This window comes from Kribbella alba (assembly GCF_039529635.1).
GTDB lineage: Bacteria > Actinomycetota > Actinomycetes > Propionibacteriales > Kribbellaceae > Kribbella > Kribbella alba.
Genome location: NZ_BAAANE010000006.1, coordinates 65,414 through 87,859, shown reverse-complemented (window position 1 = coordinate 87,859; position 22,446 = coordinate 65,414). Strand labels below are relative to the sequence as shown.

At 69.0% G+C, this 22,446-nt stretch carries 24 protein-coding genes; 12 read left to right on the top strand and 12 right to left on the bottom strand.

All coding sequences use genetic code 11. The features are described from left to right. Positions 1–3: 3 nt before the first annotated feature. From crcB (ABD210_RS17375) to ABD210_RS17355, 5 genes are read right to left on the bottom strand one after another with little or no spacing between them, the layout of a single operon-like run. Positions 4–360, bottom strand: coding sequence for a fluoride efflux transporter CrcB (gene crcB, locus ABD210_RS17375; RefSeq protein ID WP_344112607.1), 357 nt, complete (start codon positions 358–360; stop codon positions 4–6). Continuing rightward, a complete protein-coding gene (locus ABD210_RS17370; RefSeq protein WP_344112606.1) occupies positions 357–701 on the bottom strand; it encodes a DUF190 domain-containing protein in 345 nt (114 codons plus the stop codon). Before ABD210_RS17370 ends, crcB (ABD210_RS17375) begins: the two co-directional genes overlap by 4 nt. Further along, entirely contained in the window at positions 698–1,123 is a 426-nt protein-coding gene (gene crcB / locus ABD210_RS17365; RefSeq protein ID WP_344112605.1) for a fluoride efflux transporter CrcB, read from the bottom strand. The genes ABD210_RS17370 and crcB (ABD210_RS17365) overlap by 4 nt, the downstream gene beginning before the upstream one ends. Further along, positions 1,116–1,664 (bottom strand): histidine phosphatase family protein, encoded by a 549-nt coding sequence (locus ABD210_RS17360; RefSeq protein ID WP_344112603.1) that lies wholly within the window; start codon positions 1,662–1,664, stop codon positions 1,116–1,118. Before ABD210_RS17360 ends, crcB (ABD210_RS17365) begins: the two co-directional genes overlap by 8 nt. Positions 1,665–1,673: 9 nt before the next feature. Beyond that, positions 1,674–2,027 (bottom strand): hypothetical protein, encoded by a 354-nt coding sequence (locus tag ABD210_RS17355; RefSeq protein ID WP_344112602.1) that lies wholly within the window; start codon positions 2,025–2,027, stop codon positions 1,674–1,676. 531 nt (positions 2,028–2,558) lie between these two features. On the opposite strand from ABD210_RS17355, the gene ABD210_RS17350 reads away from it, so the two are divergent. After that, complete coding sequence (locus tag ABD210_RS17350; RefSeq protein ID WP_344112601.1) at positions 2,559–3,662, top strand: 3-deoxy-7-phosphoheptulonate synthase; 1,104 nt, start codon at positions 2,559–2,561, stop codon at positions 3,660–3,662. Positions 3,663–3,819: 157 nt separating this feature from the next. Further along, entirely contained in the window at positions 3,820–4,233 is a 414-nt protein-coding gene (locus ABD210_RS17345) for an ester cyclase (RefSeq protein ID WP_344112600.1), read from the top strand. A 458-nt stretch (positions 4,234–4,691) separates the two neighbouring features. On the opposite strand, the gene ABD210_RS17340 is transcribed toward ABD210_RS17345, so the two are convergent. Continuing rightward, a complete protein-coding gene (locus ABD210_RS17340) occupies positions 4,692–5,705 on the bottom strand; it encodes a LacI family DNA-binding transcriptional regulator (protein ID WP_344112599.1) in 1,014 nt (337 codons plus the stop codon). A gap of 138 nt (positions 5,706–5,843) precedes the next feature. Between ABD210_RS17340 and ABD210_RS17335 the strand changes: the two genes are divergently transcribed. The 3 genes from ABD210_RS17335 to ABD210_RS17325 are packed head-to-tail and all read left to right on the top strand — an operon-like array spanning position 5,844 to position 8,717. Continuing rightward, positions 5,844–6,851: a substrate-binding domain-containing protein gene (locus ABD210_RS17335; RefSeq protein ID WP_344112598.1), complete on the top strand. Its 1,008-nt coding sequence runs from the start codon at positions 5,844–5,846 to the stop codon at positions 6,849–6,851. A gap of 1 nt (position 6,852) precedes the next feature. Then, positions 6,853–7,872, top strand: a complete 1,020-nt coding sequence (locus ABD210_RS17330; protein WP_344112597.1) for an ABC transporter permease — start codon at positions 6,853–6,855, stop codon at positions 7,870–7,872. Continuing rightward, a complete protein-coding gene (locus ABD210_RS17325; protein WP_344112595.1) occupies positions 7,869–8,717 on the top strand; it encodes an ATP-binding cassette domain-containing protein in 849 nt (282 codons plus the stop codon). Before ABD210_RS17330 ends, ABD210_RS17325 begins: the two co-directional genes overlap by 4 nt. Here ABD210_RS17325 and ybaK read toward each other — a convergent pair whose 3' ends face one another. After that, positions 8,718–9,209 carry a Cys-tRNA(Pro) deacylase gene (gene ybaK, locus ABD210_RS17320; protein WP_344112594.1) on the bottom strand — a complete coding sequence of 164 codons (492 nt, stop codon included), beginning with the start codon at positions 9,207–9,209 and terminating at the stop codon, positions 8,718–8,720. It abuts the gene before it with no gap. Positions 9,210–9,226: 17 nt separating this feature from the next. Then, the gene (locus ABD210_RS17315; RefSeq protein WP_344112593.1) at positions 9,227–9,940 is read right to left on the bottom strand and encodes a helix-turn-helix transcriptional regulator; all 714 of its coding nucleotides are present in this window, start codon (positions 9,938–9,940) and stop codon (positions 9,227–9,229) included. Between the two features lie 84 nt (positions 9,941–10,024). Here ABD210_RS17315 and folE point away from each other — a divergent pair, with 84 nt between their 5' ends. Continuing rightward, positions 10,025–10,675 (top strand): GTP cyclohydrolase I FolE, encoded by a 651-nt coding sequence (gene folE / locus ABD210_RS17310; protein WP_344112591.1) that lies wholly within the window; start codon positions 10,025–10,027, stop codon positions 10,673–10,675. A 77-nt stretch (positions 10,676–10,752) separates the two neighbouring features. Here folE and ABD210_RS17305 read toward each other — a convergent pair whose 3' ends face one another. Then, positions 10,753–11,073, bottom strand: coding sequence for a hypothetical protein (locus tag ABD210_RS17305; RefSeq protein WP_344112590.1), 321 nt, complete (start codon positions 11,071–11,073; stop codon positions 10,753–10,755). 415 nt (positions 11,074–11,488) lie between these two features. Between ABD210_RS17305 and ABD210_RS17300 the strand changes: the two genes are divergently transcribed. Together ABD210_RS17300 and ABD210_RS17295 are read left to right on the top strand one after the other, a co-directional pair. Then, complete coding sequence (locus ABD210_RS17300) at positions 11,489–12,937, top strand: 3' terminal RNA ribose 2'-O-methyltransferase Hen1 (protein ID WP_344112589.1); 1,449 nt, start codon at positions 11,489–11,491, stop codon at positions 12,935–12,937. Then, complete coding sequence (locus ABD210_RS17295; RefSeq protein WP_344112588.1) at positions 12,937–15,513, top strand: polynucleotide kinase-phosphatase; 2,577 nt, start codon at positions 12,937–12,939, stop codon at positions 15,511–15,513. The genes ABD210_RS17300 and ABD210_RS17295 overlap by 1 nt, the downstream gene beginning before the upstream one ends. Positions 15,514–15,522: 9 nt before the next feature. Here the strand turns inward: ABD210_RS17295 and ABD210_RS17290 are convergent, their stop codons facing one another. The 3 genes from ABD210_RS17290 to ABD210_RS17280 all read right to left on the bottom strand — a co-directional run bounded on the left by ABD210_RS17290 (position 15,523) and on the right by ABD210_RS17280 (position 18,786). Further along, the gene (locus ABD210_RS17290) at positions 15,523–16,104 is read right to left on the bottom strand and encodes a TetR/AcrR family transcriptional regulator (protein WP_344112587.1); all 582 of its coding nucleotides are present in this window, start codon (positions 16,102–16,104) and stop codon (positions 15,523–15,525) included. Between the two features lie 55 nt (positions 16,105–16,159). Further along, on the bottom strand, positions 16,160–17,023 hold the full coding sequence (locus tag ABD210_RS17285) for an aldo/keto reductase (protein ID WP_344112586.1): 864 nt from the start codon (positions 17,021–17,023) through the stop codon (positions 16,160–16,162). A gap of 785 nt (positions 17,024–17,808) precedes the next feature. Continuing rightward, entirely contained in the window at positions 17,809–18,786 is a 978-nt protein-coding gene (locus tag ABD210_RS17280; protein WP_344112585.1) for a carbohydrate kinase family protein, read from the bottom strand. A 95-nt stretch (positions 18,787–18,881) separates the two neighbouring features. Between ABD210_RS17280 and ABD210_RS17275 the strand changes: the two genes are divergently transcribed. The 4 genes from ABD210_RS17275 (at position 18,882) to ABD210_RS17260 (ending at position 22,265) form a co-directional block, all read left to right on the top strand. Then, the gene (locus ABD210_RS17275; protein WP_344112584.1) at positions 18,882–19,523 is read left to right on the top strand and encodes an O-methyltransferase; all 642 of its coding nucleotides are present in this window, start codon (positions 18,882–18,884) and stop codon (positions 19,521–19,523) included. Continuing rightward, positions 19,520–20,161 carry an ABC transporter ATP-binding protein gene (locus tag ABD210_RS17270; RefSeq protein WP_344112583.1) on the top strand — a complete coding sequence of 214 codons (642 nt, stop codon included), beginning with the start codon at positions 19,520–19,522 and terminating at the stop codon, positions 20,159–20,161. Before ABD210_RS17275 ends, ABD210_RS17270 begins: the two co-directional genes overlap by 4 nt. Beyond that, complete coding sequence (locus tag ABD210_RS17265) at positions 20,158–21,720, top strand: DUF6297 family protein (protein WP_344112582.1); 1,563 nt, start codon at positions 20,158–20,160, stop codon at positions 21,718–21,720. The genes ABD210_RS17270 and ABD210_RS17265 overlap by 4 nt, the downstream gene beginning before the upstream one ends. Before the next feature lie 131 nt (positions 21,721–21,851). Further along, positions 21,852–22,265, top strand: a complete 414-nt coding sequence (locus ABD210_RS17260) for a hypothetical protein (protein ID WP_344112581.1) — start codon at positions 21,852–21,854, stop codon at positions 22,263–22,265. The last annotated feature ends 181 nt before the right edge of the window (positions 22,266–22,446 follow it).

Sequence of the window (22,446 nt, the reverse complement as noted above, 5' to 3'; positions counted from 1 at the left end):
TGATCAGCTCAGCGCACGCGCGAGGAGGATCCCGAGGGTCGCCGCAGCCAGACCCGCGGCGAGGCTCACCAGCACGTTGAGTACGGCGTACCAGCGGGCGCCCTCCTCTGCCAGCCGGATCGTCTCGTAGCCGAACGTGCTGTAGGTCGTGAACGCTCCGCAGAAGCCGACGCCGAGCAGCAGCGTGACCGTGCTGTCCGTGGTCACCGTGAGGAGGCCGAGGATGAAGCTCCCGGCGACGTTGACCGTCAAGGTGCCCCAAGGGAAGGGGGAGTCGCGGCGGCGCTGGACGGTCCGGTCGACCAGGTACCGCAGCGGAGCGCCGATCGCCGCCCCCGCTGCCACCAGCAGTACGGTCATCCGGCGTCAGGCGGGGTGAGCCGAACGACCTCGACGGGCTCGAGGGTGATCGATCCCTCGATCCGCAGCTCTCGCAGGCCGGCGACGAACTCCCGGACCAGCGGCTCGCGATCCACGATCATGATCGCGACCGGCATGTCCTCGCTCAGGCTGAGGATCCTGGTGGTGTGGATGTGGTTGTTCGCGCCGTAGCCCTCGACGCCGCGGAACACGCTCGCGCCCGCGAGTCCGGCGGCATGGGCGCGCCGGATGATCTCGTCGTACAGCGGCCGGTGCTGCCACTGGTCGTCCTCGCCGATCAGGATCGTCAGCCTGACCGCGGGGGTCGTCTCCAAAGTCATCGTCCGCGCCTTCCTGGTCGAGTCGCGCGCCGAGTGACCACGACCCCGGTCTGTACCGCGAGCAGGGCCGCCGCGACGGTGCCGAAGAAGTAGGTGACGGCGGCCAGCGGGTGGGCGCCCAGCAGCCCCTCCGTCTCGACGCTGAACGTGGAGAAGGTCGTGAAGCCGCCGAGAACCCCGGTGCCGAGGAACGGACGGCTCAGCGGGTGGACCGTCCGGGCCTCGGTGATCACGACCAGGAGGACGCCGATCAGCAGGCAGCCGCTGACGTTGGTCAGGAAGGTCGCCCACGGAAACGTGCCCGCGCGATGTGGCATCGCCTCGGCCAAGCCGTAGCGGCCCAGAGCGCCGATCGCGCCGCCGAGAGCGATCACGGCGAGCACCTGGGGGCCGGTCGGGTGGAAGCGAGGCCGATCAGACATCGTCGGCTGGGTCGTAGCGGTAGTACTCGTGGGAGCCGTGCGCGGTGTCCTGCTCGCCGGTGAGGGCGCGGATGACCATCGAGTGGGTGATCGCCAGGACCGGGCCGTCCGTGCTCGCGGTATGCCTCGCCAGGGCCGCACGTGCCCGCTCACGAACCCGTGAGAGCGGTTCCCAGGGCCGTGGCACCCCCTCTGGCCACTCGCCGTCGTACGCGTCGAACTCGGCCCGTGCAGCCCGTACGTCGGCTGTGCCACGCCAGGAGCCGGTGTGGTCAGGAAGCCAGTCGCGCAGGTCGTAGTCGACCCGGACGCCGAGGGCGAGCCGATGGCCGATGATCGCCGCGCTGTGCAAGGCCCGGGTGAACGGCGAGCTGACCAGATAGGTGGCGCCGATGCCGCTGAGCAGATCCGCGACAGCCTCGGCTTGCTTGGTCCCCTGCAGGCTGAGCGGCGCCGTGTCAGCCGCCATCCCCGGCCAGCCCCGGCTGTCGATCGGCTCGTAGTCCGGCTGGCCGTGCCGGACCAGGTAGATCTGGGTCACGAGCCAGTTCTACCTGAGATGACGAGCGCCCGCCCAGCCTCGGGCGTGGCCGCTCGGAAGGCCGGCGGGATCGGCGATCCCGCTCGGGGGACGAACGCTGTGGGGCGCGCCGAACAGGTGGTCGAGGTCGCTGCCGAGGTCAGGCTCGGCCGGTTCCAGCCAGCGGACCTCCGTCGCGCCCTGGTGCCCGTGCACCGCCAGCACCGAGTCCAGGTCCGGCCAGACCGCGGTCGCGGGGTTGTTGCCCCGCCAGCGCAACGCCACCGACCCGTCGGTGAATACGCAACCCTCGGCCACCACGCCGGTGCCGGAGACGCCGCTGAGGTCGTGATAGCGGACGAGTTCGAAAGTCCGCGGCCTCACCGTCCGGCCCCGGCAGGGCGACAACCGAGTGGACCCTGACCCCCGAGCGGACCTGCCACCGTGCTGCACCCCTTTGAACCTCGACCCGGACGGAACCCCGACGTTCATGTCGTTGCGACCCTCAACGACCCACCAGCCACGGTGGTTACACGACGGAAATGTCTGATCTCACCCAGTGACACCGCCCGCCTCGTTGCCACCGATAACGGCTTCTTGGACCAATGGCGCCCAAATTTGCCGACAGTGGCCCAGCAACCCGCCAGTCGACCCTGACCCTGCGCCACGGGCGGTTGGCGAGGCCATCGGTTTGGCAGCTGGGATTCGGGGGGTGGTAGCGTTGGTGACGTGAAGCGCAGCTATTGGCAGTTTTTTGAGTGGCCGGCCCTGGTGCCGGGCGACTCGGCTGAACGCTGACGCCCTACAAGAACCAGAGCCGGCTCGAGGCAAGGACAGTCGTCCTTGCCTTTTCTCATTCTCAGCCGGCGCTGTCCTCGGGAACGACCGCGGAAGTCCGGCGGAAAGGTCCCACTGATGAGCACCCTCCCGAAGCAGGCCACCGCTGGCGCGGTCGTGGACAGACGGATCGAGAAGACCGTCCCGCTGATCACGCCGATGGCGCTGCATGACGAGTTGCCGTTGAGCGAAAGCCTCGCGGAAGCCGTCGTCGCCGGACGGCAGGCGGTGGCGAACGTGCTGGACGGCACGGACGATCGCCTACTCGTTGTCGTCGGCCCGTGTTCGGTGCACGACGCTAAGGCCGCGCTCGAGTACGCCGAGCGCCTCAAGCCGGTCGCCGAGAGGCTGTCCGACGGGCTCCTCGTGGTGATGCGCGTGTACTTCGAGAAGCCCCGGTCCACGCTCGGCTGGAAGGGCCTGATCAACGACCCGGGCCTCGACGGTTCGGGTGACGTCAACACCGGCCTGCGAACCGCCCGCGCCTTGTTGCTCGAAGTGCTCGCCCAGGGACTCCCTGTCGGGTGCGAGTTCCTCGACCCCATCACCCCGCAGTACATCGCCGATACCGTCGGCTGGGGCGCCATCGGGGCGAGGACCGTGGAGAGCCAGGTGCACCGGCAGTTGTCGTCCGGTCTGTCGATGCCGATCGGGATGAAGAACCGCCCGGACGGCAGCATCGGTACGGCGGTCGACGCGATCAAGGCGGCCGCTGTCCCGCACGTGTTCACAGGTATCGCCCACGACGGTGCTCCCGCGATCCTGCATACCCGCGGCAACCCCGACTGCCATCTCGTACTGCGCGGCTCGGACGCCGGGCCGAACTACGACGCCGGCTCCGTCGCGGGTGCTCAGGAGTTGCTGCGCAAGGCGGGTCTGCCGGAGCGGGTCGTCGTCGACGCGAGCCACGGCAACAGCCGCAAGGACCACCGCCGCCAGCCGGAGGTCGCCGCCGAGATCGGCCAGCAGGTGGCAGGCGGCAACCGGGCGATCGTCGGGGTGATGCTGGAGTCGTTCCTGGTGGAGGGCCGCCAGGACCTCGACCCGACCCGCGAACTCACCTACGGCCAGTCGATCACCGACGCCTGCATGGGCTGGGAGACGACCGAGGAAGTGCTCGAGGGACTCCGTCAGGCGGCGTTGGCACGGCGACCTACTGGCGATCGCGGGCCGCGCCTCTGATGACCTCGCTGACCTGGCCATGACTGCCTCTTGCCAGCGAGCGTCGGGGGGAGGAGCGTGAGGGAGATCAGGGGGCGGCCGGGGCTGGTCATCGGGGCCTGTCGCGTGGGCCTGGGGCATCTGTGCGCGGACCGGCGCCCCGAAGGGGAGCAGGGTCATGTCAAACATCGAGCTTCACCAGGACGTGCACCGAGCGATGAGTGAGAAGGGGGCCGAGGAGGCCGCGGAGTACTTCTCGCCGGACATCGTCCTCACCGACGAAGCCCGCGGTCTCACGCTGAAGGGCAAGGAGCAGGTGACCGGCTGGCTCGCGGCCTGGAAGTCCGCGTTCTCAGACGCCCGGATCGCCGACGCGACCTACCTGGAATCGGGTGACTGGACGATCTCGCGGTTCCAGGGCCGGGGTGTGAACGACGGCCCGCTGGGCGAACTGCCAGCCACCGGCCGGCAGTTGGACCTGCCGTTCTGCGAGTTGGTCCGCTGGCAGGACGACCAGTCGGTGGAGGTCGCGATCTACTACGACACCGCCAGCATCATGGTCCAACTGGGCCACATGGACCCGCCTGCCTAGAGACCAAGGCAGAGGTTCCCGGCAGCCACTAAGCCCTTGCGTCCGAAGAACCGCGGGGCAGGACCTCCGGTTCTTCGGACGCAGCCGCGCGGGTGCTTGCGGGCGCTTGCGTCCGAGGTGCCGTGGGGCTGGACCTCCGGTTGTTCGGACGGAGTCGCGTGGGCGCTGCTCGCGGGCGCTTGCGTCCGAGGTGCCGCGGGGCTGGACCTGCGGTATTTCGGACGCAGCCGCGCGGGGCGCTTCCGTCCGAGCGCAGCTCACGGGCGCTGGCGTCCGAAGGACCGCGGGGCTGGACCTCCGGTTGTTCGGACGCAGTCGCACGGGCGCTGCTCGCGGGCGCTTGCGTCCGAAGGACCGCGGGGCAGGACCTCCGGTTGTTCGGACGCAGTCGCACGGGCGCTGCTCGCGGGCGCTTGCGTCCGAAGGACCGTGGGGCAGGACCTCCGGTACTTCGGACGCTAGCGGTGGGCTGGGGTGCAGCCGCAGGACTCGCGGTGCATGATCTCGGCGGGGAGGCGGACCGTTTGCGGCGGCGCGTCCGGGTCGGTCATGCGGCGGAGCAGCAGTTGTACTGCGCGGGCGCCGATCGCCGCGGACGGTTGAGCGACGGTGGTCAGGCCTGGGCTGAACAGGTCCGCCCAGGCGAAGTCGTCGAAGGCGGCAACGGCGAGATCCCGCGGCACCCGGACGCCGGCGGCCTTCAGGGCGGCGAGCGCGCCGATCGTCATGTTGTTGTTGGCGGCGAACACCGCGGTCGGTGGATCGGGAAGATCCAGCAACGCCAGCGCCGCCTTCCGACCGCCTTCGCTGGTTGACGATCCGTCCAGAACCAGTGACGGATCGACAGGCAGTTCCGCCCGCTGGTGGGCGAGGCGGTAGCCGCGGAGTCGCTCCGCGCTGGTGGAGAGCCCGGCGATGCCGGCGACCATACCGATCCGGGTGTGACCGAGCGAGATCAGGTGGTCGACGACCGCCGCGGTCGAGGCCTCGTTCTCGACGCCGACCTGGTCGACCCGCAGGTCCGGGTCGATCCGGTCGACGATCACATATGGCACTGGGTGGTCCCGCAGCAGCGGCAGCGTGAGCTCGCGCCAACCGACGGCCGGTGCGATGACCAGGCCCTCGATGTGATGGGCGAGCAGGTTGGCGACGGTGGATGCCTCATGCCGGGCGTCGTCGCGGGTGTCCACGATGATGACGTTGAGCCCGGCCCGGGTGGCCTCGCCGTCGATGCCCTGGATGAGCTCGACCCAGTACGGGTTGGAGGCCGCGGTGATGGCCAGGCCGATCGTCTGGTTGGACCCGGCAGCCAGCGACCGCGCGATCGGGTGGTGCTCGTAGCCGAGCAGCCGCATCGCGCGATGCACCTGCTCCCGGGTCTTCGGCGCGACCAGGCGGGTCCCGTTGACGACGTGGGAGACCGTGCTCACCGAGACTCCGGCGGCGCGGGCGACGTCGGTCATCGTGACCATCCGTGGATGGTGGTCGCCCACGGTCCTTTGCGCAAGGGTTTGCGCAAAGGCTTGCGAGCGGTTCCGGCCCGGGTCTAACTTCGCGACACCCCCGCTCGGGTCCTGGTCCCGGGCGTCCGGACCCCGGAGGGCAGATCCGTGGCACCCAGAAAGTGGCATCTTGCTGTGGCCGTGCTGTGCATGACCAGCGTCGCCGCCTGCACCCAGACCAAGTCGGGCAGCGACAGCAGCGGCGGCTCGAGCAGTGGGCCGGTCAAGGTCGGCCTGGTCACCAAGACCGACACCAACCCGTACTTCGTCAAACTGCGCGAGTCCGCCAAGGCCGCGGCCGAGGCCAAGGGAGCGACCCTGATCGCGGTGGCCGGGAAGTTCGACGGCGACAACGAGGGCCAGGTGGCCGCCATCGAGAACCTCGTCCAGCAGGGCGTGAAGGGCATTCTGATCACGCCGAGCAACTCCACCGGCATCCTCGGCGCGCTGAAGCAGGCCAAGGACAAGGGCGTTCTGGTGATCGCCCTCGACACCGAGACCGACCCGAAGGACGCCGTCGACGCCACCTACGCGACCAACAACGTGACCGCGGGTGAACTGCAGGGCAAGTACGTCAAGGCCTCTCTCGGCCAGACAGCCCCGAAGGTGCTGCTGATGGACGGTACGCCGGGCGGCACGGTGGACCAGCAACGGCACCGCGGCTTCCTGCAGGGGATGGGCCTCAAGGACGGCGACCCGGCCATCCTCGGAGCCGCCCCGACCAACGGCGACCAGAACAAGGCGCAGGCGGCGATGGAGAACCTGCTCCAGCGCAACGCGAGCATCAACGCCGTCTACACGATCAACGAACCAGCCGCTCGCGGCGCCGTAGCGGCGCTGGCAGCCAAGGGCCTCTCGGGCAAGGTCGCGGTCGGGTCGATCGACGGTGGTTGCCAGGGAGTCGCCGACGTCAAGGCCGGCAAGTACCTTGCCACCGTGATGCAGTTCCCGAAGAAGATGGCCGAGCAGGGCGTCGACGCGGTGGTTGCCTTCGGCAAGGACGGGACCAAACCGTCGGGCTTCCAGGACACCGGCGCCCAGCTGATCACCGACAAACCCCTGCCGGGCCTGGACAGCAAGGACAGCACGTGGGGCGCCCAGAACTGCTGGGGCTGAGATGGCGACGCGCACGGAGGCCCGAGCGGCCGACACCGACAGCGGCGGGGCGCTAGGGCTGCGGAACCGCACGACGGACGCGTTCCTGCACAATCCCGCGTTGGGGCCGCTCGGCGCGCTGATCATCGCGGTGATCGTCTTCAGCGCGACCACCAGCACGTTCCTCACCGTGGACAACCTGTCACTGGTGGTCCAGCAGTCGCTCGTGGTCGCCACCCTGGCTCTCGGCCAGACCCTGATCGTGCTGACCGGCGGCATCGACCTGGCCAACGCCGCGATCATGGTGCTCGGCACGATGCTGTTCGCTCGGCTGGTGACCGAGGGAACCGTTCCCGTGCTGGCTTTGCTGGTCGGGTTCGGGGTCTGCGCGTTGCTCGGTGCGGTCTCCGGTGGCCTGGTGACGTGGCTCAACCTGCCGCCGTTCATCGTGACGCTCGGCATGCTGACCGTCATCCTCGCGATCGGCCGGCTCTACTCGCAGGGCAACTCCTGGCCGGTGACCGACTCGTTGCTCGGCGTGCTCGGCCAGGGCGGGTATCTGTTCGGCCAACTAAGGGTCACCCACGGGATGACACTCGCCGTGGTGATGTTCGCGATCGCCTGGTACGCGCTGACCAAGACCGCCTGGGGTCGCCATGTGTATGCCCTGGGCAACGATCCGGAGGCGGCCCGGCTGACGGGTATCCATGTCGGCCGGACCCGGTTCAGCGTCTACCTGATCGCGGGTGTCATCTATGCGTTCGCGGCCTGGCAGGCGCTCGGCCGGATCCCCAACGCGGACCCGAACGCCTTCCAGACGGGCAACCTGGACAGCATCACCGCCGTGGTGATCGGCGGCACCAGCCTGTTCGGCGGTCGGGGCAGCGTGATCGGCACGGTGGTCGGCGCGTTGATCGTCGCCGTACTGCGAAGCGGGCTGACCCAGGCCGGTATCGACAGCCTCTACCAGGACGTCGCGACCGGCGTACTGGTGATTGCCGCCGTCGCGTTCGACCAGTTGGCGCGCAGGAGATCACGATGACCAGCCCAGCAGCAGCTCCCGAAACAAGCCCGGCGACCACCCCCGCTCTGCAGGCCCGCGGCCTGGTCAAGCGGTACGGCCGGGTGACTGCGATCGACGGCGCCGACTTCGACCTGTACGCCGGCGAGGTACTCGCCGTGGTCGGGGACAACGGTGCCGGCAAGTCGAGCCTGATCAAGGCCTTGTCGGGCGCGCTGATCCCGGACGAGGGCCGGATCCTGCTCGACGGTCAGGAGACGCGGTTCCACTCGCCGCTGGAGGCCCGGCAGGCGGGGATCGAAACCGTGCACCAGACCCTGGCGCTGGCCCCGGCCATGGACATAGCGACCAATCTCTTCTTGGGTCGGGAGTTGCGCCGGTCCGGGCCGGTGGGCTCGCTGTTCAGGTTGCTCGACCAGGCCTCGATGCGCCGGCAGGCCCAGGAGCAGTTGGATGCCCTCGGCATCGAGACGGTGCAGCACATCGGGCAGATCGTGGAGACCCTCTCCGGAGGTCAACGTCAGGCGGTCGCCGTCGCGCGGGCGGCGATGTTCGGCAGCCGGATGGTGATCATGGACGAGCCGACCGCCGCGCTCGGCGTGAAGGAGTCGCGTCAGGTGCTGGACCTCATCCGCCGGATCCGGGATCGCGGCATGCCGGTCGTGCTGATCAGCCACGACATGCCGCAGGTGTTCGAGTTGGCCGACCGGATCCACGTCCATCGCCTCGGCCGCCGGGTGGCGGTCGTCCGGCCGGCCGATGCCACGATGAGCCAGGTGGTGTCGCTGATGACGGGAGCCCTCCGCATCGGCGACGAGGGCGCCCCGCCCGACGTCACCGATCAACCCGCACCGCGGATCAGTTGATCAGCGGGCGATCGGTGCGGTTCGGGCCGTGGTGATGGAGATCAGGTCAGTGGGGGAGAGGCCGAGGTCCAGGCCGCGGCGGCCGCCGGAGACGTAGACGGTGTCGTGGTCGGTGGCGGTGCTGTCGACGACCGTCGGCAGTTGCCGCTTCTGGCCGATCGGGCTGATCCCGCCGACCACGTAGCCGGTGATCCGCTCGGCTGCCGCGGGGTCGGCCATTGCTGCCTTCTTGCCGCTGAGCGCGGCCGCGACTGCCTTCAGATCGAGTTGCTTGTCCACCGGCACGACACCGACCGCGAGCTTGCCGTCCACCTCGACGAGCAATGTTTTGAACACCTGCGCTGCTTGGAGTCCCAGCGCTTCCGCGGCTTCGAGCCCGTAGGACTTCGCGGCGGGGTCGTGTTCGTAGGCGTGGGTGGTGAACGGAAGCCCTGCCTTGGTCAGGGCGACGGTCGCCGGGGTTCCCTGCCCGCTCTGCTTGGTCTTGGCCACGCGCCGAGCCTAGTGCCCTAGTGCTTTGCGTCCGTCGTGAGGCGAACGCAGCAATGACCGGCATCGGGGCTGAGTTCGGCTTCGAAGTCCGCGTTACCGAGGCCGCGGAGCAGGCCGGTCAGCAGGTGCTGGTTCATCCCGCAGACCAGGGCGGGATGTTCCTTGGCCAGCGCGTGGAACGGGCAGTTGCCCAGCAGGATGGCGTTGCCGTCCCGCCGAGGCTCGAATCCCTGCGCCTCGAGCACTCTGGTGAGCGTGTCGATCCCAGCGAGTGTGTCGTCGGCGTTCGTCGGGAGGCGCGTGGTGCGGCCTGTCCGGCCGAGAGTCTCGCCGTACTGGTCGGAGCGGCGTGCAAGTGCTTCGCGAGCGGGTTCTCCGGAGGCCTCGGCGTCCTCGATCGCGGCGGCCAGCAACCGGCCGGCCACGTCGTACGCGCGTTCGGGGAGTGAGACCTCCACTTCTTTGTCGGAGCGTCGATATAGCTTGGCTGGACGGCCGGCACCTGGTCCGAAGCGGCCGGTACGGCGCTCGAACACCACGGACAGCAGGCCCTCGTCGGCCAGCTTGTCGAGGTGGAAGGCGGCGGTCGTGCGGGGGAGTTCGAGGGCGGCGGCAGCTTCGTCCCTGCTGACCGGCGCGGGCTGGCGGACCACGTGTTCGTAGAGCCGCCGGCGGGTCGGTTCCTCCAGCGCGGCGACGGCGACCACGCTGGTCAGCCGTGATTCGTCCACGACGGCAGTCTATAGCCAACTTTCGTTGACTAAATAGTGAACCAGCTTCTAAAGTCGAACACTCTTGACGTTGGAGGAGCGCAGATGACGACGATCCGCTCGGCGGCCGAACCCTTCACCCCTGACGACGACGTCGCCGAGGGGGCCGTTCCACCGTTGCACGTCGTCGGCGGGCGGGCCGAGATCGACCTGCCGGCGGCAGAGCGGGCGATCTCGGATCTGCTGGTGGCGCTCGGGCGTGATCCGAGCAGCGACCACCTGGCCGACACCCCGCGCAGGGTCGCGCACGCGTACTCCGAGCTGCTGACGCCGCGGGAGTTCAACCTGACCACGTTCCCGAACGACGAGGGGTACGACGAACTGGTGCTGGCGCGGGATATCCCGGTCCAGTCGCTTTGCGAACACCACATGCTTCCGTTCCAGGGGGTGGCGCACGTCGGGTATCTGCCGGGCGAGCGGATCCTCGGGCTGTCGAAGCTCGCCCGCGTCGTCGAATTGTTCGCGCGGGACCTGCAGGTGCAGGAGCGGCTGACCAAGCAGGTGGCCGACTGGCTGCAGGACCAGCTCGCACCGAAGGGTGTCGGCGTGGTGATCGAGGCCGAGCACCTGTGCATGTCGCTGCGAGGGGTCCGCGCCCCCGGTTCCCGCACAGTCACGTCGGCCCTGCACGGCATGCTCCGCGAGAACGCCGGCTCCCGTCAGGAGTTCTTCGCCCTCACCGGCATCAACGCCTGACAGCGCAGTACGAATCACCCGCGCCAGGCGGACGCGCAGTACGGACGGCGCGGGCGGGCGCGCAGTACGGCGGTGGGTCAGGCGGTTGCGACGACCGGTGGGTGGTGGGTGTGGCGGCCGGTGGCGAGGATGTGCGCGACCTCGCCGGGCAGGAGGTCCGTGCCGGGCACCGGTTCCATCTCCGAGACGTCCAGCCAGCGCACCACGGTCGCACCGCAGTGGCCGTGCACGGCGAGGATGGAGTCGAGGTCCGGCCAGACGGCGGTGGAGGGGTTCTGGCCGTGCCAGCGGAGGGCGACCGATCCGTCGGTGAAGACGCATCCTTCGGCGACCGTTCCGGTGCCGGAGACTCCGCTGATGTCCGCGTGCCGGACGAGTTCGAAAGTCTGGGGTTTCACCGGCGGACCTCTTCGGTCCTGGCTGTGATTGCTGCGCGCTGACTGTTCCTGCTGGGTTGGCCTGAGGGAGCTGCCATGGTCCTTTCCCCGTGGTTCGGCGTGGTCGGATACTCGCCACAAACCGGGGGACCGGCACGGACTGTCAGCGGGGAAGGACGGCCTGTAGCGACTCATTGTCTGCAAAACAAGCTAGAACCAAACCGGCCTGACACGCCAGAGCTAACCGGGCGTGTCTCAACCTTCGATCTGCCGCAGCCCGCCAGCCGAAAAGCCTCGGCAGTAGCGTTTCGCCCCCTTTCAGGCGGGAACACGGCCTCCTCCTGACAAAGGTGGCTGCTGAAATTCGGTACTTCTGACAAAGGCCGCTGTGGAAATGCACGGGCCGGATGAACAGGTGGCGTGGTCGAATACGGAAGTGTTCCTGACCATCGGCACCACCTCGACCGGTCTCAGCGCTCCAGCGACGGAGCTCGGCTTCCTGTTGCACAAGAACCCGGCGCGCCCGCAGTCGTTGAGCGTCGCCGGCGGCACGGCGCATGTCGTGTACCCGGAGGCGACGGACGAGCGGTGCACGGTCGCCTTGCTGCTGGAGGTCGACCCGATCGCCCTGGTCCGCTCCGGCAAGGGCAGGGCCGCCGAGGGATTCACGCTCGGCCAGTACGTGAACGATCGCCCGTACGCCGCTTCCAGCCTGCTCGCCGTTGCCCTCGGCAAACTCTTCCGTACTGCGATGATCGGCCGCTGCGACGCACGCCCCGAACTGGCCGCGCGGGCGATGACGCTGGACATCCGCGTGCCGGCTCTTCCCTGTCGCGGTGGTGCGGCGATGGCCGCGCGGCTCTTCAGCCCGCTGGGGTGGTCCGTCGACGCGCGGCCGGTTCCGCTCGATCCGGAGATCCCCTCGTGGGGAGACTCGCGGTACGTCGATCTGCGGCTGCACGGGGATCTGCGGCTGGCGGACGCGCTGAACCACCTCTACGTACTGCTGCCGGTGCTCGACGATGCCAAGCACTACTGGGTCGGTTCCGACGAGGTCGACAAACTCGTGCGTGCGGGCGAGGGCTGGCTCGGCAGTCATCCGGATCGCGAGCTGATCTCGAGCCGCTACCTGGCCCACCGCAAGCGCCTGACCGACTCGGCCTTGGAGGCCCTCGACCGCCTCGCCGAGGTGGATGGTGAGTCGATCGTCGACTCGCAGGAGGAACCGCTCGCCGAGGTAGGCGACGATTCGCCGGCTGAGGGGGATCGGCGGTTTTCGCTGGCGGTTCAGCGGCGTACTGCGGTGGTCGAGGTTCTGCGCGAGCTCGGGGCGCGGCGGGTGGCGGATCTCGGGTGCGGCGAAGGTGTGCTGGTCGCCCAACTGCTGAAGGACTCCTCGTTCAGCGAGGTGGTGGCGACCGACGTCTCGGCGCGGGCTTTGACGTACGCCGAGCGGCGGCTGCACGTGGACGAGATGTCCGACCGGAAGCGCGAGCGGCTGCGGCTGTTCCAGTCTTCGGTGACGTACGCCGACGCACGTCTGGCTGGGCTGGATGCCGCGGTCCTGATGGAGGTGATCGAGCACGTCGATCCGCCGCGACTGCCCGCTCTCGCGCACGCAGTCTTCGGCGCCGCCCGTCCTGGCAGTGTCGTGGTGACCACGCCGAACTCTGAGCACAATGTGCGTTTCGAGACATTGCCGGCCGGCGCCTTCCGGCACCCGGATCACCGGTTCGAGTGGACTCGCGCGGAGTTCCAGGACTGGGCTGCGTCAGTCTGCCGGGTCTATGGGTACGACGTGTCGTTCCGGGCGGTCGGGCCGGATGATCCCGAGGTCGGCCCGCCGACCCAGCTCGCCCTGTTTCGCCTGAAGGAGGCCGCGTAATGGCGCGCATCGACATCCCCGCGCTCAGCCTCGTCGTGCTGATCGGCGTCAGCGGCTCAGGAAAGTCCACCTTCGCTCGCAAGCATTTCCTCGGCACCGAGGTGATTTCCAGCGACTTCTGCCGCGGGCTGGTATCGGACGACGAGAACGACCAGGCGGCCACCAAGGACGCATTCGACCTGCTGCACTACATCGCGTCCAAGCGTCTGGCTGCCGGGCGACTGACCGTGATCGACGCGACCAACGTGCAGCCGGAAGCGCGAAAGCAGCTGGTCGCTCTGGCCCGCGAGCACGATGTGTTGCCGGTGGCAATCGTTCTGGATCCGCCGGAGAAGGTCTGCCTGGAACGCAACGCGCAGCGGCCTGATCGGCAGTTCGGCCCGCACGTGGTGCAGCGGCAGCGGCAGCAGCTTCGCCGCGGCCTGCGTAGCCTCAAGCGGGAGGGCTTCCGCGGCACGCACATGCTTGGCGGCCTCGAGGCGATCGATGCCGTCAGCATCGAACGGACCCGGCTCTTCAACGACCTGAAGGACCAGACCGGGCCCTTCGACATCATCGGCGACATCCACGGCTGCCGCGTCGAGCTCGAGCAGTTGCTCGTCGACCTCGGCTACACGATCACCAGGGACGCCCACGGTCGCCCCATCGACGCGGAGTACGCCGCCGGGCCGGCATCGGTCGGCGACCAGGCGAGCCCTGGCTCCGTCGGGTCGGTGCGTCGGGTCGTGTTCGTGGGGGATCTGGTGGATCGGGGGCCCGACACGCCGGGCGTGCTGCGGCTGGTGATGGGGATGGTTGCCGCCGGCCACGCTTTCTGCGTGCCGGGCAACCACGAGGACAAGCTGCTCCGGGCGCTGCGCGGGAAGAACGTCAAGGTCACGCACGGGCTGGAGGAGTCGCTTGCCCAGCTCGCGGCCGAGCCGGAGGAGTTCCGGACGGCGGTCGAGACCTTCATCGACGGGCTGATCTCGCACTACGTGTTCGACGACGGCAAGCTGGTCGTCTCGCACGCCGGGCTGGTCGAGCGGATGCACGGCCGCACCTCCGGCCGGGTCCGCGCCTTCTGCCTGTACGGCGAGACGACGGGTGAGACCGATGAGTTCGGCCTGCCGCTGCGCTACCCGTGGGCCAACGACTACCGCGGCCGCGCGATGGTCGTCTACGGGCACACTCCGACGCCGGAGCCGGAGTGGATCAACAACACGATCTGCCTCGACACGGGCTGTGTCTTCGGCGGCGCCCTGACCGCGTTGCGGTACCCGGAGCGCGAGCTGGTCTCGGTGCAGGCATTCGAGCAGTACTACGAGCCGGCCAAGCCGTTGCAGGCGGCAACTGCTGCGGCCCGCGAGCCCGACGTGCTCGACATCACCGACGTCACCGGACGCCGGGTGATCGAGACCTCGACGCACGGGCGGCTCAGCGTGCGCGCCGAGCAGGCGGGTGCGGCGCTTGAGGTGATGAGCCGCTTCGCTATCGATCCGCGGTTCCTGCTGTACCTGCCGCCGACGATGAGTCCGGTCGCCACCTCGCCGCTGCCGGGTGTGCTGGAGCACCCGACCCAGGCGTTCGAGGCGTACAAGGGCCAAGGGGTCACCGAGCTGGTCTGCGAGGAGAAGCACATGGGCTCGCGGGCCGTCGTACTGCTGACCCGCGACGACGACGTGGCCGAGAAGCGGTTCGGGCTGGCCGGTCGTGGTGCCGTCCACACCCGGACGGGTCGGTCGTTCTTCGATGCCGAACTGACCGATGAGTTCCTGCTTCGGTTGCGGGCGGTTGTCGAGGAGGTCGGGCTGTTCGACGAGCTGGACTCCTCGTGGCTGCTCCTCGACGCCGAACTCCTGCCATGGAGCGCCAAGGCCATCGACCTGCTGAAGAACCAGTACGCCGCTGTCGGCGCGGCGGCTCGTGCTTCATTGCCTGCGGCAACTGCTGCGCTGGAATCCGCCGTCGCGGCGGGGCTTGACGTGGGTGATCTGCTCGCGCGGACCCAGCGGCGGACGGTCAACGCGTCCTTGTTCAGCGAGGCCTATCGACGGTATTGCTGGCCGACCGAAGGGCTCGACGGAGTACGGCTGGCGCCGTTCCAGGTGCTTGCCTCCGAGGGGGCGACGTACCAGGAGAAGCCGCACGCCTGGCACTTGGCCGTGGCGGATCGTCTGGTCGCGGCAGCGCCTCCGTTGATCACGCAGACCCGACGGCTCTTCGTGGACGGGGAGTCGTGGGCCGAGGGCATCGCCTGGTGGCAGGAGCTCACCGAGGCCGGTGGTGAGGGCATGGTGGTCAAGCCCGCCGCGAACCTCGTCCGCGCGGTGAAGGGGCTGGCGCAGCCCGGGTTGAAGGTTCGCGGGCAGGAGTACCTGCGGATCATCTACGGCCCGGACTACACCGAGCCTGCGAACTTCGAGCGGCTGCGGAACCGCAACCTCGGGCACAAGCGGTCGATGGCGCTGCGGGAGTACGCCCTCGGACTGGAGGCGCTGGAACGGGCTGCTCGAGCCGAGCCGCTCTGGCGCATCCACGAATGCGTCTTCGCCGTGCTCGCCCTCGAGTCGGAGCCCGTCGACCCGCGGCTCTGACTCCCCGCGCTAGTGCTTCAGCAGGCCGTGGAGGGCGGCCGACGAGATCGCGTCGGCCTCCTCCTCGGTCAGCGGAGCATGCCCGGTCATCAGCCGGAAGATCAGCGGTCCGAAGAGGACGTCGGTCGCCGTCCCCGCGCTGATCTCCGGGTTGGCGTCCCCGCGGTCGAGCGCGCGCTGCCAGAGTTCACCGATTGCCGCCCGTCTCGCATCCAGGAAGTACTCCCGGAAGTACGGCGAGGCGGCCGGGTCCGTGACACTTGCCGCCAGCAACTGGGCGAACACCTTGCCGTGCCGGCCGGCGTAGAACTTGCTGACGTGGCGGACCTGCTCGGTCAGGTCGGCTTCGGTGTTTCCCGTGTCAGGCAAGGGGATCTCGGCCGCCATCTCCCTGCCGAACGCCTCGGCCGCGATCGCCGTACGGGACGGCCAGTGCTTGTAAATCGTTGCCTTGCTCACCCCGGAGCGGGCGCTGATCGCGTCGACTGTGGCCGCGGCCAGGCCGCCTTCGGCCAGCAGGTCCTTGGTTGCGCAGAGCACCGAATCCTTGGCCTTCAGGCTGCGCGGATGAGCGGACTGCTCAAACATCATCGTGGTCCTTGGCGCCGAACCCAACGGGACGCGTCGGTGACGAAGCAGACGCTCATCAATCGACCGCCTCGGTGAGCCGGGCGAACTCGTCGTCGGTCAGGTTGATCTTGGCGGCGTTGACGTTGTCCTCGACGTGCGCGACAGAGGACGTGCCGGGGATCGGCAGCATCACGGGGGAGCGCTTGAGGAGCCACGCGAGAGCGAGCTGCGACGGGCTCGCGTCGTGCTCACGGGCGATCGCATCGAGCGGGCCGCCGGCCTTGGCGAGACCACCTGTGGCGAGCGGGAACCAGGGGATGAAGCCCAGCCCGTTCTGCTCGGCGTACTCGAGGACCGGCTCGTCGTCGCGCTGGCTGAGGTTGTAGAGGTTCTGCACGGACACGATCGGGGCGGTCTTGGTCGCCTCCTCGAGCTGCGCGACGCTCACCTGGGACAGGCCGAGGTGGCGGATCTTGCCTTCCTGCTGCAGGGTGGCCAGCTCGCCGACCTGGTCGGCCAGCGGTACCTTCGGGTCGATCCGGTGCAGCTGGAGCAGGTCGATCCGCTCGAGGCCGAGGTGTCGGAGGCTCAACTCCACCTGCTGACGGAGGTACTCCGGGCGGCCGATCGGGACCCAGCCGCCGGGGCCGGTACGGGCGAAGCCGGCCTTGGTGGCGATCACCAGGCCTTCGGGGTACGGATGCAGCGCCTTCTTCAGCAGCAGGTCCGCGACGAACGGGCCGTAGGCGTCGGCCGTGTCGATGAAGTTCACGCCGAGCTCGACCGCTCGCCGCAGTACGCGGACCGCCTCGTCAGGGTCGCGCGGCTCGCCCCAGACGCCTTCGCCGGGGAGCTGCATGGTGCCGTACCCGAGTCGGCGAACGGTGAGGTCGCCGCCGATGGTGAATTCCCCGGACGCGACTGCGACTGCTTCGGACATTTCCATCTCTCCTAAGTAAACTGAACGTACAGTTCACTTTAGTCCGCGGATCTCCTCGCACAAGCGCTCGCTAGGCCACTCCGCGGAGGGGGCTCCGCGCGAGGCCGCCAGGCGGCAGGTTCTCGCGAGGCAGCTACGCGGAGGGTGTACGCGGCGCGCGGGTGATTGTTTCAGGGAGGGGCTTGCTCTCGCTCAGCGGTGGATGCGGTTGCGCCCGCTCGCGGAGGGGTTACCCCCTGAAAGTGTGGGTTGCCCCATCAGATTCAAGTGGGGCAACCCGCAAGATCAGGGGGTAACCCCTCCGCTGGAGCTGAGGGGCCCGGGCCGTGGGAACGGGGTGCGCCCGGGCCGAAGGGCGTTGCCCCTGCGGGGCCTGGGGGCCGTGGGCAAGGGGGTACGCCCGGGCCGAAGGGCGTTACCCCCTGCGGTGGTTACCCCTAGCACTAACCGGAGTTTGTGATGTTGCGGGGACGGGCCCGGACTGCCAGCGGTCACGAAGCGGCGACCTTGAACACCAAACAGGGGCCGCGGACACGAAATAACGTGTTCAAGGCCCCGACTACCTGTCCCACGCCCCCACTCTTGGTCAGGGCCGCACCCACCCTCCGCGGCCCCCCGCCGAAAGGCATCACGAACTACGGCTGTCGTAGTAGGTGGAACCGGGGGAACGGCCGACACCTGGCGCGGATCCGGGGCGCTGGCCGAACCGCCCGCGCAGACATCCGAGGCGGCGCCTTCGGGGAGGGAGCCGACGGAGGAGGGGCGGTTCGGCGTACGGGTGGAGTTTAGAGGTCCAGGGCCTTCGCGGCGGTCGTTGCTGCGGGGTCGCCGTAGGCGGTGGCTAGGCGGCGGAGGAAGGCCGGGCGGTCGAGGGTGTACTCCTGGGTGCCGACGGTTTCGAGGACCGTGGTGGCCAGGGTGCAACCGATCTGGGCGGCCGCTTCGTGGTCGAGGTTGGAGGCGCGGCCGGTGAGGTAGCCGGCGCGGAAGGCGTCGCCGCCGCCGGTCGGGTCGACCAGGCCGGGGGTGGGGACGGCGGGGATCTTGGCGATGATGCCGGCGGCGTTCTCGATCACTACGCCGTCGCCGCCGTGGGTGGTGACGCGGACGCCGACCCGCTCGAGGATCTCGCCGTGGCTCCAGCCGGTCTTCTGGACCATCAGGCCGGACTCGTACTCGTTGCTGAACAGATACGTCGCGCCGTCGATCAGCTCACGGATCTGCTCACCGTCCATCCGGGCGAGCTGCTGCGACGGGTCCGCGGCGATGTCGATGCCGTTCGCCTTCGCCAGCGCGGTGTGCCGGAGCATGCCGTCCGGGTCGTCCGCACCGATCAGGACGAGGTCGATGCCACCCGTCGCGGTGTTGATCGCGCCCAGGTCGAGCTCCCGCGCCTCGGCCATCGCGCCGGTGTAGAAGGAGGCGATCTGGTTCGCGTCGAGATCCGTAGTACAGGTGAAGCGTGCGGTGTGCAGGTTGTCGCAGATGCGGACGTGGGTGATGTCGACCCCGGCCGCCTCGAGCGCGGCGCCGTAGTCGGCGAAATCCGAGCCGACCGAGCCGACCAGCAACGACTGCTGCCCGAGCTGGGCCATGCCGTAGCAGATGTTCGCGCCGACGCCGCCGCGGTGCACGACCAGTTCGTCGACCAGGAACGACAACGACACCTTGTGCATCTGCTCTTCGAGGAACTGGTCCTTGAAACGTCCAGGGAACGTCATCAGGATGTCGGTCGCGATCGATCCGGCGACGGCGATCTGCATACTGGGGTCTCCTCGGAGGGGTGGTTGTCGAGCGGTCTGGCAACCCGTAGAGACTACAGGCGACGGAACCACGACGCAGAGGACGGCGGGATTCGATGGGCAATCAGGTTCTGGTGACCGAGGAACTGCACGACTACATGGTCGAGCACGGGATGCCGCTGGACGAGATCGCGCGGGACCTGGTCGAGGAGACCCGGGCGCTCGGCGGGGTTTCGCAGATGCTGACGACGGCCGACCAGGCCGCCCTGATCACCCTGTTGACCCGGCTGACCTCAGCCCGTCGAGCCGTGGAGATCGGAACCTTCACCGGTTTCTCGGCGCTGGCGATCGCGCGCGGCCTGCCGGACGACGGGCAGCTGATCTGCCTGGACGTGAGCGAGGAGTGGACCTCGATCGGCCGGCGGTACTGGGAACGAGCCGGGGTCGCGGACAAGATCGAGCTCCGGATCGGCGACGCGCACGAGTCCGCCGCCGAGCTGGAGGGCGAGTTCGACCTGGCCTTCGTGGACGCGGACAAGCCCGGCTACATCGAGTACTTCGAGCGCCTGGTGCCTCGGATCCGGCAGAACGGGTTGCTGCTGTTCGACAACACGCTGGCCGGCGGCCGGGTGGTCGGCGAGCACGCGCAGGACCCGGTCGACCGCAAGGAGTTCAACTCGCACATCGCCAAGGACGAGCGCGTCGACGTGGTCATCCTCGGCATCGGCGACGGGCTGACCCTGGTCCGCAAGCGATGACGAAGGCCGCTCCCCGGCTCGCTGTCAAAGGACTGCGGCACCTGTACGCCGATCGCCCGGTGATCGAGGACCTCACCTTCACCCTGCGGGCCGGCCGGGCGATCGCCCTGGTCGGCCCGAACGGCGCAGGCAAGACCACGGTGCTGAAGTGCATCGTCGGTTCGGCCGAGCCGGCGGCCGGTCAGATCCTGTTGGACGGCCAGCCGATCGACGAGCGGGCCGAGGTGGTCCGGCGCGACGTCGCGTCGCTGCTAGACGACCTCGACTTCTTCCCCGACCTCAGCGCCGCCGAACACCTGGACCTGCTGGCCCGGGCACACGGCAACCCGGAGCCGGAGGATCTCGTGGACACCCTGCTCGACGACGTCGGCCTACTGGCCGCCGCGGACCAGTTGCCGGGGTCGTTGTCGTCCGGTCAGCGTCGCCGCCTCGCGCTGGCGACCGCGTTGGTCCGGCCGCGGAAGCTGCTGGTGCTGGACGAGCCCGAGCAGCGGCTCGACACGGCGGGCATCGCCTGGTTGGCGGAGCGGTTGGTGGTGGAGAAGAAGGCCGGTACGTCGATCCTGTTCGCGAGTCACGACACGGCGCTGGTGGACGCCGTCGCTGACGAGACCGTCGCGCTGACCCCGCTGCCGTGACCGCCGCATCGCGTGAGGGGCCGGTCGTCTTCGACCCGGCGGACTTCGGTGCGATCCCGAAGTCGAAGGAGCTGCGCAGCTGGATGCGGAAGGTCCGCCGCGGCAAGGCGGATCGCACGATGTGGCAGCAGTTCGAGGACATCTACCTGGTCGTCTTCGCGCTGGCGATGCTCGGTGCGACCGGCGGCAACGTCGTGGTGAACCTGAACGACCGCTCTGCGGCCTGTACTTCGGGATCGTGCGCCTGGTTGCTCGACACTGTGCCGTTCATCCTGGTGCCGCTGCTGGTGTCGACCATGTTGCGCGGTCTCCTCAGCGTCGGACCGGTGTCGGCGTCCCGTGCCACGGGCTTCTGGCTGCTGGCGACTCCGGTGGATCGCGCGTCGCTCCTGCGGCCGTCGTACCGGCTGGTGATCTCCGTGGCTGCTGTGGTCGGCGCTCTTGCGGCAGTTGTCGGCTGGGCGTTGTTCGGAGCTGCCTGGTCCACTGTCGGCGAAGCGGCCGTACTGACGACGGTTCTGCTCATCTGCACGGCCTGTGCGACCGTGTGGGCTCAGCAGACCGCCGTCCGCTCCCGCTGGGCCTTGCGCGTTGCGGACGGCCTGCTGCTGCTTGCTGCTGTGCCCGCGCTGGTCCTGGCTGCGCGTCCGAAGGAAGCAGCCTCCGGCCTATCCAGCGCCGGCGTCGTAGTTCTCGGGCTCGGGCCCGTCCGGCAGGAGCCGCTGCTCAGTCCGGCGGAGACCAGGCTGTTGGTGATCGGACTCATCGCCTTGGTGGTCGCTGCGGTCCTGGTTGTAGTCACCGCGCAGTCGCTCGACAAGTTGAGCCGGGCGTCCGTGGTCGCTGGTGGAGACCTGCTGGCCGGTATGGCCGGTGCGGCGATCACCTTGGACGTCAGCTTGCTGGCTGATGTGGTCGCCGGACGCCACTGGCAGCAGGTGGGCCGCGTGAAGTCACGACGCGGCCGGGGATCCCTGGTGAAGGCGCTGATCCATCGCGAGTTCCTGCGCGTACTGCGGTGGCCCCGGCGCTTGGTGCTCGGGTTCGCCCTCCTGGTGGTTCCCTACGCGGTGGCCGGCACCGGGTACGACGTACTGGTGCCCATCGCGGCCGGGCTGGCTGGGTTTGGAGCCGCGCGTCCTCTTATGGATGGGCTGCGCTCGGTGTGCCGGTCCACTGGACTCGTACGGGCGCTCGGGATGGATCTACGCGAGCTGCGCGTAGCCATGTCCGTAGTACCGGGGTTGTTCGTGTTGCTGTGGACTGCGCTGGCTTTGCCTGCGTTGGGCGATCCAGCTGTGGCGTTTGCTGTTGCTGGTGGTGTGCTGTCGGGGATCGTACGACAGGCGTCCGCGCGGCCGCCGTCGTACAGCGGGCCGCTGGTGGCATCACCAATGGGTGCGATCCCGCCGGGTTTGTTCTCCCAGCCCATGCGCGGCTTCGACCTGCTCCTGCTGTGCCTGGCGCCGGTCCTGCTCGGCCTGAGCTCCACCTGGATCGTGGTGGTTCCCGCCTTCGTCTGCGCCGTGATGTTCGCCGTCAAGCCCAAGCAGGCCTGACTGCGCTTTGTTGCAGGGGAATGAGCGGCTCGGTTGCGGCTTGGTAAATGCGCTCGCCGACGCACCTGACTGGCCCACTCCGAAGGCACGCTGGCCGCGTCACGGGGACCGGCTGGGGCGAGGAGACCGAGATGAACGAGGCGAAGCCGCAACCGCGGGCGACGGTTGAGCCGCGGTTCCGGAGCCGGGACGTGACCGCGCTCCTGCTGCTGCCGTTAGGCGGGTTCATCTATCTCGTGGGCTGGGCGGCCGGCGTCGCGCTGCTCTGGACATCTGATCGCTGGACGACGACAGAGAAGTGGTTGGGCACACTGGTGCTGCCGTTCGGGCTCCTGCCGATCCTCATGCTCGGCAGCTTCGCCGGCCGCGTATGCCGCGGCACCCCCGCTCCAGGTCAGACAGGCTGCACGGGCGCCTACTTCCCCGGCTGGTTCGATATCCCGGTCCTCGCCGCGTTGATCGCGGCCCAGTTCCTGGTCCTCGCCTACCTGATCAAGAACGCCCGCCCGAACCGCTCACTCCGTGATCAGCCGGTCGCGAGATAGCCATTCGCGCTCGATCTCACGGGGCCGCAGCTGGATCCCGGCCACCGCTAACGGGTTCTTCGTCCGGTAGCGCCCAATTTTGCCGCCAGTGGCAGAAGAACCCGCCAGCCGACGCGTCGGCAGCCTTCACCAGGCCCAGCCGCGCGCGGTGCCGGAGGCCGTTGGCTGGCGACGCGCCGGG